The organism is Bacillus sp. ISL-46, assembly GCF_018613205.1.
This window is the reverse complement of sequence record NZ_JAGGQR010000011.1, coordinates 1-15,508: the sequence shown is the minus strand read 5'-3', so window position 1 is coordinate 15,508 and position 15,508 is coordinate 1. Positions and strand designations below refer to the sequence as shown.

Genomic DNA, 15,508 nt, shown 5'->3' with positions numbered 1-15,508 from the left:
AATCTCATGTTACATGTTTATGTTTATCTTTCTCATTCCAAAAAATGCATACACGAATCAGAAAAATCTGACACTATCGAACTACTATGGTGCAGGCTATGATATTTATATAGGAGACCGGTCCCTATTTTTTAAAAAATGGAAGCGCTTTATAATTCTGGGGGAGGTAGTGAATTAGATGAAAAAATCCCAACTCTTAAAGATGGGAAAAAGAACAATATCCTTAATGCTTGTTACTACTCTTGTAGCAGGTTTAGTTGGTTTCAGTGCGCCTGCGAAAAAAGCTGAAGAAATTCCCGTATTTAAAAAGCAAGTCGGTGGGGTGTTTGACGGGATGCCATTGTTTGATGGCGTACCTAAGCATCTTGATGCATTTGTCGATGCTTATTTTGATTATACCAGTTTAGAAGGACCGGCTGTATATGCAACCGGTTCAAGAAATCATTATACCTTACAGCAAGGAGCAAATGCAGGAAAAGTAATCCCAGGTGCTCTTTCTGCGGCTGACAACGTTCAGGGTATATCTACCGATTTCCCGGCGTTAGTCGGTATGGGGCAAACCTGGAATAAAGAGCTTCTTTCTGATATTGGAAAAGTAATGGGGAGCGAGAAAATCAGTACGTTAAAAGTGAAGCAAGGGGAGTCAAACATACATGGCGGTGCCAATGCTTCTGCCACTGTTGCCTTCACGGTTGTCAGCGACATGCGCATTAATCCACTTAGTGGAAGATTTGATGAAGGTTTTTCGGAAGATCCCAATATGGCTGCTTCAATGGTTGATAACATGGCAGCCGGTCTGAGCGGTACTGATCAAGAAAAGAGTAATGACGGATTCTGGACGCGAGCAGTGGTAGGCACGAAGCATTTTTCCGTCTATAACGCACAGTGGTTCCGTCAAACAGCCAGTAACAGTGCAAGCGCTCGGTCCATATTCGAATATCAGACAAAGAGCCCTTTGAAAGCGCTTAGTTCTGGCTCGGTCGGAGGAGTAATGACCTCATTTGGGCGTACCAACGGCATTCCAAACATTCTCTCTCCATATCAACGACATGCCAATAATTACTCGAAATACGGAGTATACAGCTCTCCGGACTTTAATGCGGACCAACTTGTATTCACTGAAGGCTCGCAAGGGAATGGATACGATACGAAGTATGCAACAGACCGTACTAACGCGACTATTTTGATGATTTTGGCCAAGGCGAACGCCGGCCGTCCTGGTCCGAATGTTCAGAATGCAAAAGATGATGTGGCCGCTATTGTGAATGCAGTTGAACAAGGTAAATATGGCCTTACCAAAGCAGACCTAATCGAGGCTGCACGTCCACATATAAACCAAATGGTACGTGTCGGTATCTTTAACGAAGTAGACGACAACGGAATTCCAAAAAATTACCCATTCGCTCAAGAAGCTAAGGATGTGAGGTCGCAACCAGCTACATTCAGTACACCTGAACATCAACAAGTAGCACTGCGTGCCGCCGAGGAGAGCATCGTATTGCTCAAGAATGATGGAGTGCTGCCACTTGCAAAGAACAAGAAGGCTGCTGTTTCCGGGGTATATGCCGATTCAAGGTTTAAAACTACCTACTCTGTAGGAACAACGCCAAGTATTGAAAACTCCGGTATCTCTCCATTATCGGCAATTATTAAAGCCAATGGTGCTAACAACGTTTCCTACGACCCAGCCGTTAAAGTTGTGGCATTAAAATCTAAACTGAACGGCCGGACTGTCACAGCTGACGGTAATGCTCAAGACGTTGCAAAAGGTTCCCAGCTCGTGACAACTTCTGAAGCTTTAGATGTTAATAACCCTGCCCATTTGTTCGAAGTGTACAATTGGGGGCAAGAAGGTTACAGCTTACGTTCATTAAAGAACGGGCGCTGGGTGACATCTCCTACGACGGCAAATGCAGCTGTTGAAAATACAAATAATACGGCATTAAATTTGACCAATAACGATTGGGATCTTGCACAGATGGTTGGCCAAACAAGTGCAATCCCGCCAACCATTCGAGTAGAGGAAAATGAAGATAAATCGGTTTCACTTATCTCAAGCGGATTCAGAACAGGTTTCTCCGGGGATTTCACAAATTGGTATTACTCCAATGGCCGCTTTATTACAACCGGTTCAGATGGAAAATTGAAAACTTCTGAGACAACCCTCGGTAACAAAGTAAATGCAGCTAACCGAAATGATGAGGTGAAATTTGAACAAACAATAGTAAAGGGAGTAGGCTCTGAAGCAGTCAAACGTGCAGAAACAGACGATTATGCTGTTGTGTTTGTAGGCGCTATTCCGCGACACAGTGCAGGAGAAGGTACTGATCGCTCTGACTTAAATATGGGCGAGACAGATTACCAATTGGTTGATAGAGTATCGGCCGCTTTTGCTGCAAAGGGGAAAAAGACGGTTGTCGTGGTAAAATCCAGCTTCCCTGTTGGTATGGAAAAGATTCAAAACAATCCGAATGTATCTGCAATTGTATACCAGCCATATGGCGGCCAGTATGATAGCTTGGCATTAACTCAAGTACTATATGGTGACTATGCCCCAACAGGCCGTTTATCATCTACATGGTATGCAGATATGTCTGCATTTCCTGCTATCAATAAGTACTCCATTCCAGAAGGAAATACGACTGTACCATTGGATGGGGTAGACCCGCGTTATACTGTGGATATGACAAACGCTGATCCAGAGGAATCAAAGCTAACATATATGTACACAAATGCAAAGGTAACCTATCCATTTGGTTACGGCCTATCATACAGCAAATTCAAATATAGCGACTTCGCTGCGCCGAAAAGTGCTAACGGAAAAGCTCCTTTCAACGTAACAGTAAAAGTCAAAAATGATGGAAAGGTAAACACTTCCGAAGTCGTTCAACTGTATGTAAAAAACAAAAAATCTGCATACGGTACACATGCACCGCAAAAGCAATTAGCAGCTTTCGATAAAGTATCCTTAGCGGCCGGTGAAACAAAAACAGTGACTCTTTCCGTAAATCCAGAGGATTTCGCTATTTGGGACGTAAATGCCGGTGATTTCATTGTTGAGGAAGGAAACTATGAACTTATGGTGGGTGCTTCTTCACTAGACATCCGAGGCAAGGAACAGATTGAGATAACTGGCGAATCGCTTGCCGCACTTCCTACAAATAAGCCGTTTAATGTCTTCGACCATGCTTTCGCCTCAGATAAGGTTGTTTATCATGAGGTATCTAAAGCTAGAACGGCTGAAAACTTAAAAGCGAAGAAGGTTGTTGGCGGGTATTATGCTGTCAGCTCCAAACAAAATGGTTCATGGGTTGCACTTCCAAAAGTGGTATTGACTGGATCTAACGAATTATCAGCAACGGTTGCTTCGAATGGTACTGGCGGTAAAATCACTTTACATGCTGATTCTGTAAATAGCGAACCTTTTGCTGAAATCAATGTTCCAAAGACGGAAAAAAATACGTACACAATTGAAAATGCTGGTGTGACCGTAAACGAGTTAGGTTATAGCAATGTAACTGTTAACTTGGGCAAAAATGCACCGAAAGGGCAGCATACAATCTATGTTGTATTTGAAGCACCTGACCTTCGTATTGACAGTTTGGCATTCGAGGTAAAGTAATACAGGTTAAGGAGAATCTACCTCTTTATCCTCGTAAGAACCCCATTTGAAATATTGGATCACAGCCCTTGTCTGTAGGCATGGGCTGTGGTATTTTGATAAGTTTTTTAAAAAACGGAAGTAAATTCACGTTTAATAGAGATTAAACAAATAAAAACAAAATTTTTTTTTCTGTTTGATATAGAAATACTCATCATTTGGGTTTATGATGACAATAACAACTTATAAAAGGACAAGTTTTTTGAGAAAGCGGATAAGTAATACTTATAAAAGGTGGACAATTATGAAAAGAGTGTTCAGAAGAGTCAGAAATTATATCCGTAGTGACAAAATTAGATATAAATACTTTTTTATAATGCTCTGCCTATCCATATTGCCCCTTTTATTATTAGGGTTTATTTCTTTCAATATCGCAAAAAATACACTAGTTCAAAACCAAGTAGAAACTACCGGAAATAATTTGCGAACCTCAAGTGAAACTACTGATCTTTTATTTCGAAATATCATTAATATGGAACGTGTCATTTCATGGAGTAATAGTGTTCGCCAAGAATTGGTGGACAGTGCTGCTTTTTCAGAAGTGGGAAAGAATGTATTAGACGAGAATACAACCAAACGAATGCAGGATTTAATATCCAGTTATTTTATTGATACAGAAGATATCGATTCCGTCTGTTTATTTGATGTTCATTTTCGACCTGTTTGTTATGGGAATCATAATAGCCTTGGCAGCTATGACACGAACAATATGTACAAGGAGATTTATCATTCGGATTGGTATAAAAAGAGTGTTAAGGCACAAGGGAGGCCCATTTTCTTTAGTTATAATGTCTTGGTAAAGAAAGAGGATGAAACTACTTTTTCTTCCGTTAAACTATTACGTGACCCACAAAATGTGTTTAACCCCAAGCAAATTGGCTTATTAGTGGTCAATATTAAAAAATCAATGTTTTCTAGAGTTTTAAATGATGATAGTAACAGTGTGATGGCTGTCATCGATTCCTCCAAGAATGGAGTAAATACTGTTTTTAGTAATACTTCTACATTGGATAAGGAATTGTCTCTAGGGAAGAATAGTTTATCTACGTTTCGAAACTTGGAACAAAAAGGTTACCTAATTAGTAGTTACACGAATAATACGACCGGATGGACATTCGCGAATATTACAAAAGAAAAGGAACTACTAAAGCAATCTAATAAAATTGGAATCATAACCATTACTATTTCTACTATTATCGCATTAATAGCTTTATTAATTTCATATATTCTATCAGGCAAAGTTGCACGACCTTGGGTGCAATTAAAGAAAATGACGGTGGATTGGGCTAAAGGGCTGTGGGGTTCAGGAGAAGACAATGAAACGGATACAATTGGTGTAATCGGAGAAACATTTCAACGAATAACAGTTGAAAATAAAGAACTAAATGAACGGCTTGTTCATTCACAGTTAAAAGAGCGAGAAGCCGAACTTCGTGCCTTGCAAGCACAAATCAAACCTCATTTTTTATACAATACGCTTGACTCTATTTATTGGATGGCCATCTTGCAAAACAATAAGGATATCGCTGAAATTACCGTTGCCCTATCACAAACTTTTAAATTAAGTTTAAATAATGGAGAAGATTTGATACCTATATCAAAGGAATTGGAGCATATTCACCATTATATGACCATCCAAAATTTCCGTTATCAGAACCGTTTTCAATATATTGAGGATGTGGATTCCGCTCTATTGGATAAACCAATTCTTAAACTATTGCTTCAGCCGTTTATCGAAAATGCTATTTATCACGGTCTAGAGCCGAAGGTTGGGGAAGGTACCATTAAGTTAATTGGAAGAATCTCCAAAGGCTGGATTACCTTTACCATCAGCGATAATGGAGTAGGAATCGAAGACTTAGAGAGAACAGAGAGAGGTTATGGTATAAAGAATGTTTACGAGAGAATTAAATTGTTTTACGGGCAAGACAGTACACTTTTCATCTCTAGTAAAATAAATGAAGGAACCTGTATTGAGATTAGTTTTCGTGATGTTGCCAAAGGAGGAGTAATGGATGTTAAAAGCAGTGATATTTGATGATGAATACATTGTTCTTCAAGGGTTGCAAAAGATGATTGACTGGTCAAAGTACGGGATTGAACTGGTAGGTACTGCTAATAATGGCTATGCTGCAATAGACTTAGTTGAAACACATTCTCCTGATATTATTTTTACGGATATCCGCATGCCGGGAATGGACGGCTTAGAAGTTGTTGAAAAAATTCTAGGTGCTGCACCCGAGATTATTTGCGTGGTTTTTAGCGGATTCAATGAATTTGAGTATGTAAAGAAAGCTTTAAAGCTAGGGGTATCAGACTATCTCGAAAAACCCATCACCATACCAATCATGGAGGATACCATTCGAAAAATTTTAGAAAAGTTACATCATCAGAAAACAGTTCTTTCTTTAGAGGAGAAATGGGAGGATAGTCGAATTGATCTGATCGAAAAAGCAACCTTGGATTTACTTCTTCAAGGGGATGAGGCCTTGCCAAAGTGGAGGAAAAGTTTCGAGGAAGAAGCGAAGGAGATCGAGGCGGTTACCGTATTAGCCCTTTCAGAAAAAAGTCCTGACTTATCAAGTCACTCTGCTTACTTTCCCGTCTATATTCGAAATGGAGCAGAGCACTTGCTGGTCATTTTTCATCTTGAAGAGGATTCAACAGAATGGATGAATCAGTTTTTATTTTGGCCGAGCAAATATGGCATAACATTAGGATCCGGACGGACCTATACCCATCTTACCGATGCATCCAAAAGCTACAAAGAAGCATTACAAGCATTACGATATGGACAGTTTATGGAACAAGGAGAATGGACACGTTTTGAGGAAATTGGAGAAAATCCGAATATACCCGGTGATTTATCAGAACAGGAAGAAGCTATTATTTTCTATTTGCGAACGGGTGATAAAGCAGGGCTTTTCCAACAACTTGATGGATTTATAAGCAAAATTCAATCACAACGCTTAAACCCGGATGTAATCGAACGTGAAATATTAAAACTGATTTATCTGGGGTTGGAAGTAGCAAAAGAAACAGGGGAAGATGTATCACAAATAAGTCAAGAAAATTACCTGCCGCACGTAGAAATAAGATTGCTGAATACGAAAGAAAAAATGTTCAGTTGGCTTAAAGACCAAATGGAAATGATTATGGATTGGTTCCTTCGGATAAGAAAGGATAAAAAGCATGATGCAGTAGAAAAAGCTTGTAAATATTTAGACATAAACTTTGCAAAGGATTTGACTTTACAAGATGTTGCGGAGTATGTTGGGATGAATCCTACCTATTTTAGCCTTCTTTTTAAAGAAGAAATGAAGTTAACTTATATTAAATACTTGACTAAGTTGCGTATGGAGCAGGCTAAGGAACTTCTACGGGAGGGGAATAAAGTAGCGGATGTAAGTGAAAAGGTGGGTTATCATACATATCGACACTTCTCTGAGTTATTTAAGAAACATGCAGGGGTAAATCCTGGTCAATATCGAGATTCTTTTTAATACTCATTAATTTAATAAACAAAACAGATGATAGAAAGAGCGGAAATGAGTATGTTAACCAATAGAAAAATATTGTTATTCATATCAAGTGTACTATTATTATTTTATATTTTAGCAGGATGCAGCAGTAACAATGGAAGTAGATCAACTCATTCAAAAGAGGTTACCTTAACTCTTCTAATTGATAATCAGGCGGACCAGGATGGTATTAGGGCCGTTGCAGCTAATATTGAAAAAAAATATCATATAAAAACGGAAATTGAAACACGTCCGAGCGGAGTGGAAGGTCATCAGGTGATGAAAACCCGATTAGCAACAGGTGATATGGCTGATTTAGTCATGTACAATTCAGGTTCTCTGTTGTATGCACTTAACCCGGAGGAATACTTTGTGGATTTAACAAATGAGCCGTTTATGGATAATATATTAGACTCCTTTAAGGAATCGGTTTCTATTAATGGCAAAGTATTCGGGGTCCCAATGGGTGGCGCTATTGCCGGCGGCTGGTTGTATAACAAAAAGGTTTATAGAGAGCTGGGCCTAACTATCCCACGAACTTGGGATGAATTAATAGCAAATAATGAAAAAATTAAAGCTGCCGGTAAAACAGCTGTTATTGGTACGTATAAGGATGATTGGACTTCACAGCTAATCGTCGTTGCGGATAACCACAATGTAATTTCTGAGGATCCAACATTTGCTGTCGATTTTACAGTACATAAATCCAAATTTGCTACGACACCTGCGGCTTTAAAGAGTTTTGAAAAATTAGCGGAAGTGTACCAAAAGGGCTTTTTAAATCAGGACTTTCAAACAGCTACATATGAGGACGGAATGAAAATGCTAGTAGATGGCACTGGTGTGCACTATCCTTCGCTTTCATGGGTTCTAATGGCGATCGCAACAAATTACCCCGATAAAATTAAAGATATCGGATTCTTCCCTCAGCCTGGTGATACTCCGGGCAAAAACGGAATGACAGTTTTTATGCCGGCTGCCGTTTATGTGAATAAGAATATCGAGCATTTAGATGCTGTTAAAAAGTGGCTAGACTATTTTGTTTCTTCCGAAGGTGTGGAAACATTTCTTGCGGACCGGAGTCCCATTGGCCCGCTTGCGATAAAAGGTATTAAATTTCCTACTAATACTATACCCGCTATAAAGGATATGCTTCCTTATTTTGATGAGGGAAAAGCAACGCCTGCACTTGAATATCTCAGCCCATTAAAAGGACCTCGCTTACCGCAAATTACTATCCAGGTAGGCAGCGGACAAATTTCCGCAAAAACCGGTGCGGAGTTATATGATAAAGATGTTGAAAAGCAAGCAAAGCAACTGGGTCTTAAAGGCTGGTAAACTTCAAAAAAAATAGTCTTTCTTTCATTCAATGAGAGAAAGACTATTTTTTTATCACGAAAATTATATGGTATTCCGAAATAAATTCTAATTATTATACTATTCCAAAAAAAACGGACGTATTTCCAAAAAAAGCATCACTTAAATATTCGTATGAAAGCGCTTAAAATTAAGTTAATTACTAAGGTTTGACAGAGATCTTAGTGGTTATAATTAGTGACTTTAAGAGGGGGAGAAAAGATGATCCAAAATAAAAGAAAGAAGTTTTTCTCATTATTGCTTAGCAGTGCGCTAATGGCCGGGATTTTGGGTGGTTGCAGCAGCAAAGAGGAAGCCACTTCAGGCGGTGCTAAGAGTAATGATAAAGAAACAGAAAAAGTAACATTTTTAATTGACAATCAAACACAATTAGATGGAATTAATGCGATTATCGATGAATTTGAAAAGAAGAGTAATATTAAAGTAGAAATTGAGACTCGTCCTGGTGGCTCAGAGGGTGATAATATCATTAAAACTCGATTAGCTACCGGTGACATGACGGATTTGGTATGGAATAACTCAGGTTCACAGTTACAGGCAATTAATCCGGACCAAAATTTTGTTGACCTTAGTAAAGAACCTTTCATGGAAAATATCATGGATGGTTTCAAAGAAGCAGTTTCCGTCAATGGAAAGGTGTTTGGAATTCCAGGTACACCGACGAATGCAGGCGGCTGGTTATATAACAAAAAGGTTTATGCAGAGCTGGGTCTTTCCGTTCCAAAAACATGGGATGAATTAATGGCTAATAATGAAAAAATTAAACAAGCCGGTAAAACGGCGGTTATTGGAACGTATAAAGATACTTGGACATCCCAAGTCATCGTTCTTGCAGATAACTATAATGTCCTTGCAGATAGCCCGAATTTCGCAGCAGACTTTACGGCAAACAAAGCAAAGATTGCTACTACTAAAGCTGCTCTTCGCAGTTTTGAAAAATTAGCAGAAGTGCATAAAAAAGGTTATTTAAACAAAGATTTCCTTGCAACTGGTTACGATGCAGGTTTAAAAATGTTAGCTGATGGTACCGGTGTACACTACCCGATGATTACTTTTGCATTGGCTAATCTTGCAGCAACTTCACCAGACAAGATGCAGGATATTGGATTCTTCCCACAACCAAACGATAGTGCTGATAAGAATGGTTTAACCGTGTGGATGCCTGCCGGAATCTTTATCAATAAGAATAGTGAGCATATTGATGCAGCTAAGGAATTTTTGGAATTTTATGTATCTCAAGAAGGAACAGATTTATACACATCCAAAATCAAACCAACTGGCCCGGTTGCCATAAAGGGTATTCAGCTTTCTGACGATGTTTACCCGGCAGTAAAGGATATGCTTCCATATTTTGAATCAGGAAATACAGCTCCTGCTCTTGAATTTTTAAGCCCAGTAAAGGGGCCTAGCCTAGAGCAAATTACAACCCAAGTGGGCAGTGGAATTAGTTCGGCCGTGGAGAGCTAAGCTATACGACAAAGATGTTGAAAAACAAGCAAAACAACTAGGTCTTGAAGGTTGGTAAAATTTATTTAATCCATTCAGTTATTGGCCCTGACTAGTTTCTAGCAGGGCCAATAACTTATAAAGAATTGAAGGGAGGAGAAGCAGATGAATAAGCTAACAAATAAAACTTATACCTACTACTTCCTATTACCAGCAGGTATTGTATATTTCGCCTTTTTCTTGTTGCCAACAATTATGTCCCTGTTTTTCAGTATGACATGGTGGACGTTAACGGATTGGAAATTTATTGGTTTTGAAAACTTTAAAACATTCTTAACAGAACCGTCTTTAAATATTGGTTTTAAAAACACCCTAATCTACGCGGTTGTAACATGTGGATTGAAAGTGATTCTTGGTCTTTTACTTGGTGTTTTCCTAAGTTCAAAACTGAAAACAGTCGGATTTATTCGTTCAATGGTCTTCTTCCCAACATTGTTAAGTACAATCGCGGTTGGTATTGCGTTTACCATGTTGATGCATCCTTCACAAGGACTTATCAATATTGTCCTTAATGGGATGGGGATTGTTGGGCCGGACTGGTTAGGGGATACAAAGATTGCTCTTTTATCTGTTGCATTGGTTGATGTTTGGAAAGGCGTCGGAATGGCAACCGTCATTTTTATTGCCGGAATTATGTCGATCCCAGAAGATTACTATGAGGCACTAATGATAGATGGAGGAAACGCATGGCATAAATTTAAGAGTATCATTTTACCTCTAAGCCGGCCCGCAATGAACACGGTTATTATTCTTTCCTTTATCGGCGGTTTACGTTCGTTTGATTTGATCTGGACAATGACAAAAGGAGGACCAGGTTTTAGTACCGACCTGATTGCCTCAATTATATATAAGCAATACCAGGCAGGTTTTTTCGGTCTTTCCACAGCCGGAAATGTCATTTTATTCGTCCTGGTTTCTGCGTTAGCCTTCCCTCTATATGCTTATCTGAATAGTAAAGAGGTGGATTTGTAATGAGCAAGGTTGTTATAAATGATTTGGAAGCAAAACCAATAGTTACAAAGCATAGTAATGGGAAGAGATATAAAAAGCTATGGAAACTTCTTTTCGAATGCTTCGCAGTTGTAGCGACACTAGGGATTTTTGGAATACCTTTTTATTTTGTTATTATTAATGCGTTTAAAGATGTACAGGAATCATCGTTGTTGAATATGGATTGGCCAAGTTCCTACCATATCATAGAGAATTTGCAAGAGGTTATATATGCGAGAGATGGAATGATACTTCGTGCGTTTTATAACAGTGTAATGATCACAGGATTATCTATTATCCTCCTAATCTTACTTGGAGCTGCTGCAGGTTATGTATTACAGCGTAAAGTATCGAAAGTAACTCCTTTTATTAATTTTTTAATTCTTGCGGGGCTAATTATTCCTCCGGCAGTAGTCCCAACCATATGGGTGCTCCAAGAAATTGGGCTGTTTAAAACAATGCCGGGAATTGTCCTTGTTGAGGTGGCACTGAACTTACCGTTTACGATTATATTGTATCGCGGGTTTATGGTCACGATTCCTAAGTCTCTTGATGAGGCTGCATTAATAGATGGATGTGGACGGTTTCGCTTATTCTTTCATATTATTTTGCCATTGCTAAAACCAGTTTCAGCGACAGTCATCGTATTAACAGCAGTAAGTGTATACAATGATTTTGTTAATCCATTATACTTCTTTCCGGGTGCGGAAAACGCCACATTACAGTTAACACTCTATAATTTTATGAGTATGTACATTACAAAATGGAATTTACTATTTACAAATATTTTAGTCATCTCTATTCCTCCGCTCATCCTATTTATCATCTTTAACAAGAAAATTGTTGCCGGAATGACAGCTGGATCGGTTAAGTAGGGGAATATAAGTATGGGCCCGGGGATTTCAGTTCTGAATGAACCGGGTCTTACGCATGGGAGGTAGAACGATGGAATGGAAAGCAAATTGGATTTGGGATCGGAGCGGGGAACATCCGAGGAATCAATGGACTTGTTTTAGAAGAACTTTTACTGTTAATTCGGAATATGAATCAGCTAGATTATCAATCTCTGCAGATACGAAATATGTTATTTACCTGAATGGGGAACAAATTGGATCAGGTCCTGTCCGAGGCTGGACCTCGGAATGGTATTATGACCAATATGAATTAATTGGGCTAAAAAAAGGGGTAAATGTCATTGCAGTATTGGTTAATCATTATGGAATGGGAACGATGCATTATATCGAAGGGCGCGGAGGATTATTAGCGCAAATTGATTTCTATAATAATGGCCAGGTGATGAGCCGGCTACTTACCAATGAGAGGTGGAAGACTGCCAACCATGATGGCTTTATTAAAGAATCTGTCAAAATGTCCAATTGTTTATCTTGGGCAGAAATTTATAATGCCAATCGATTTGATCGTGATTGGGAACAGCTTTCTTTTGACGATTCCGAATGGGGTAACGCAGAGATCATTGGTCCTTATGGGATAAGTCCATGGAAGGACCTTAATCCTAGAGATATTCCTCATTTAACCAATGAACCCATCTATCCGAAAAGTGTAAAATCGTTAAAAGCAGTGAAACCTGTAGCACAACACTTTTCGATTGATTTAAAACCGACTTTTTTCCCCGGTGAAATGGATTGTAATTCCGGAAAAATTATGCAGGGTTATTTAGTTACTGAACTCCATTCAAATGAAAATACTGAAGGGGTAATCACGCTTACTTTTGATGCCCATTCAGAGGCCAAATGGGAATTTAACCTAAATGGAGAAGAGTATAAAACGCAGAATGGAAAATATGAAAAAGTAAGACTTAGAAAAGGTGCCAATTTATTAATCGTTGATGTGGGCGGATTTTTTCACGAACCAACGATGCATCTTACTTTAGATTTCCCTGAAAGAGTAAACCTTAAAGCACCATTTAATCAGGATAATACTATATTTTTAGGGTTTGGACCTTTTTATTCAACCACCCAATTACAAGTTGGTAACCTAGTTGAATTAGAGATTCCATTAGATAATGAATATTCAAAAATGAAGCATCTATCATCTATTGGCGAGTTAGAAACCTTTAAAAATTGGGCGAAGGCTATTCCGAATGATCATATTTGTACTGATAATGTAAGCCTTCTTTCTATCTTTAAAAATGACCTGAAAACATATCCTATCGATTTTCAACATCAGAATATGGTATTGCCAAATCAGAGTTTTACGTATGTCTCACCTAAGGAAAAAGGGGATACAGAATATCTCATTGACTTTGGCAAGGAATACTTGGGACACATCGATTTCGAAGTGGAAGCTTCAAAGGGGACAATTTTTGATTTCTTTTTATTTGAAAGTATCCATCAAGATGGAAGGATCGAGCACACTTTTTCATTGAACAATTCATTAAGATATGTTTCAAGGGACGGCCGGCAAGTTTATCGGTCGTTTATTCCAAGAGGGTTCCGCTATATGCTGCTTACGATTCGAAATTTAAAAACACCATGTAAAATATTCAAGATTAAAGTAGATGTAACGACATTCCCTACAGGAAATGTAGGATCATTTCGCAGTTCGGATTATCTATTAAACCAAATTTGGGATATCTCAAAACATACCGTTCGAATGTGTGCTCAAGATACAATCATCGACTGTCCTGCCTATGAGCAGGCACTTTGGACTGGTGATTCTTATAACATTTCCCTAATGAATTACTATACATTTGGAAACTATGATTTAGTCAAACGATGTTTAAAGTTAATTTCTAAATCAGTTTACCGGTCGCCGCTGCCAGAATCACATGTTCCAAGTGGATGGCAGAATGTTTTAACCGCTTGGTCCATTCTATGGATGATGGCCTGCAGAGAATATTATCGATATTCCGGTGACTTAGAATTTATTAAAGAAGTTTATCCCGAATTAAAGCTGACAGTTCAACGGTTCCAAGAATTTATAAATAAAGATGGGCTATTAGAAATTTCTGCTTGGAATATGTTAGATTGGGCACCGATGGATACAGAGCATAAAATTGTAACCCATCAAAATGCTCTCTTTGTCGATGCATTAAGACAAACTGCTTACTTAGCATCCATCCTAGGGAAAAATGAAGATGAAATGAAGTTTTTATCTTTGGCAGATAAATTGAAACTAGCGATTAACAAACATCTATGGGATGGAGAAGAAAAAGTTTTTGTTGATAGTATTCATGAGGATGGAACACCGTCTAAAATTCGTAGTATGCCAACAAACCTAATGGTCTATTTAACGAATAATGCTGATGGACAGCGTAAAGATGTTATAGAAGAATATTTAGTAACCCCCCCTGAGAGTTTCGTCCAAATTAAGAGTCCCTTTGTCCTCTTTTTCTATTATCAAGCTTTAATGGGATTAGGGAAAACTGATATGGTGCTCAATAATATCAGGGATGTTTATGGTTATATGCTTGAAAACGACGCAACAACATGTTGGGAAGGATGGGAATTAATTGAGGGAGACTTTAGCCGCAGTCATTGCCATGCTTGGTCCGCAGCCCCAACCTATGTGTTTGGAAATCTGTTTTTGGGTGTAAAACCATTAGAGCCCGGATTTACAAAAGTAGCCATTTCTCCGAATTTAAACGGATTGAAGTGGATAAAAGGATCCGTACCCATTCCACAAGGTAAGATTGATATTTATTGTAAAGATGCAGGGGAGTATATTGATTTGCAAATTACTCTTCCGGAAGAAGTTGAAACACAAATAACAACATCTAAAAATACAAGATTGCAAGTAAATGGCAAGAAAATAAATTAACACACAAAAAGCCAAACTTAAATCCAAGAGTTTGGCTTGTTTTATATAAAACTTTCATTGAACTAGAGGTGACTTAATGGAAATTATAAATATATTTCAATCACTTAAGATCTATCCAAAGCTAGTTCTAACATTTTTATTCCGATTTACGTGATCGGGTTAATGATTAATGAATCAGGTGCACAGCATGTGAAGTTACCTCTGGAACCACTGGATATTTTCCAAATCCTTCTGAGGTTGCTTGCTCAGAGCCATATCATGGACCATTTGAGGTATTGGGAAATCCACATGTAGTAGACGAATCAAATACTTCTTTCCGTTCGCAGATTTGTTCTGTCTTTAAGCATCCAGGTAAGAAGGATTTGTACATTGCCATAGCAGACCGATGGATATCATACCTATCGCAATCACTGCCATATGAGAAGTCAGCGGAAATTTTTGAAAGAATATTTAATCCGGACTTTCAAAATCAGGAAATAGAGAGGGGACCTGAGTTTGTTGTAGATACGACAAAAGCGGATTATGTATGGCTGCCGTTTCGTTTTGATGGGAAACTGGCTTATCTTGATTGGAAAGACGAATGGCGTATCGAAGATTATGAATAAAGGATGGGTTTCTCATGGGAACCAAAAGCAAACAGACCTTAAAGGTCTGTTTCAGACTGTCGACAAAT

General features: G+C 38.5%; 9 protein-coding genes. All 9 read left to right on the top strand.

All coding sequences use genetic code 11. The annotated features are described in order from the left end of the window. Window positions 1–178 precede the first annotated feature (178 nt). The 9 genes from J7E67_RS05250 to J7E67_RS05210 all read left to right on the top strand — a co-directional run bounded on the left by J7E67_RS05250 (window position 179) and on the right by J7E67_RS05210 (window position 15,440). Complete coding sequence (locus tag J7E67_RS05250; protein ID WP_214718392.1) at window positions 179–3,622, top strand: glycoside hydrolase family 3 C-terminal domain-containing protein; 3,444 nt, start codon at window positions 179–181, stop codon at window positions 3,620–3,622. Window positions 3,623–3,905: 283 nt separating this feature from the next. Further along, on the top strand, window positions 3,906–5,699 hold the full coding sequence (locus tag J7E67_RS05245; protein WP_214718393.1) for a sensor histidine kinase: 1,794 nt from the start codon (window positions 3,906–3,908) through the stop codon (window positions 5,697–5,699). Then, entirely contained in the window at window positions 5,677–7,164 is a 1,488-nt protein-coding gene (locus tag J7E67_RS05240; protein WP_214731126.1) for a response regulator transcription factor, read from the top strand. Before J7E67_RS05245 ends, J7E67_RS05240 begins: the two co-directional genes overlap by 23 nt. Window positions 7,165–7,215: 51 nt before the next feature. Further along, window positions 7,216–8,520, top strand: a complete 1,305-nt coding sequence (locus J7E67_RS05235; protein WP_214718395.1) for an ABC transporter substrate-binding protein — start codon at window positions 7,216–7,218, stop codon at window positions 8,518–8,520. A gap of 240 nt (window positions 8,521–8,760) precedes the next feature. Then, entirely contained in the window at window positions 8,761–10,026 is a 1,266-nt protein-coding gene (locus J7E67_RS05230; RefSeq protein WP_308161351.1) for an ABC transporter substrate-binding protein, read from the top strand. Window positions 10,027–10,170: 144 nt separating this feature from the next. After that, complete coding sequence (locus tag J7E67_RS05225; protein WP_214718399.1) at window positions 10,171–11,037, top strand: carbohydrate ABC transporter permease; 867 nt, start codon at window positions 10,171–10,173, stop codon at window positions 11,035–11,037. Next, on the top strand, window positions 11,037–11,930 hold the full coding sequence (locus tag J7E67_RS05220; RefSeq protein WP_214718401.1) for a carbohydrate ABC transporter permease: 894 nt from the start codon (window positions 11,037–11,039) through the stop codon (window positions 11,928–11,930). Before J7E67_RS05225 ends, J7E67_RS05220 begins: the two co-directional genes overlap by 1 nt. Window positions 11,931–12,000: 70 nt before the next feature. Continuing rightward, window positions 12,001–14,835: a family 78 glycoside hydrolase catalytic domain gene (locus J7E67_RS05215; protein ID WP_214731125.1), complete on the top strand. Its 2,835-nt coding sequence runs from the start codon at window positions 12,001–12,003 to the stop codon at window positions 14,833–14,835. Window positions 14,836–15,110: 275 nt separating this feature from the next. Further along, window positions 15,111–15,440: a hypothetical protein gene (locus tag J7E67_RS05210; protein WP_214718405.1), complete on the top strand. Its 330-nt coding sequence runs from the start codon at window positions 15,111–15,113 to the stop codon at window positions 15,438–15,440. The last annotated feature ends 68 nt before the right edge of the window (window positions 15,441–15,508 follow it).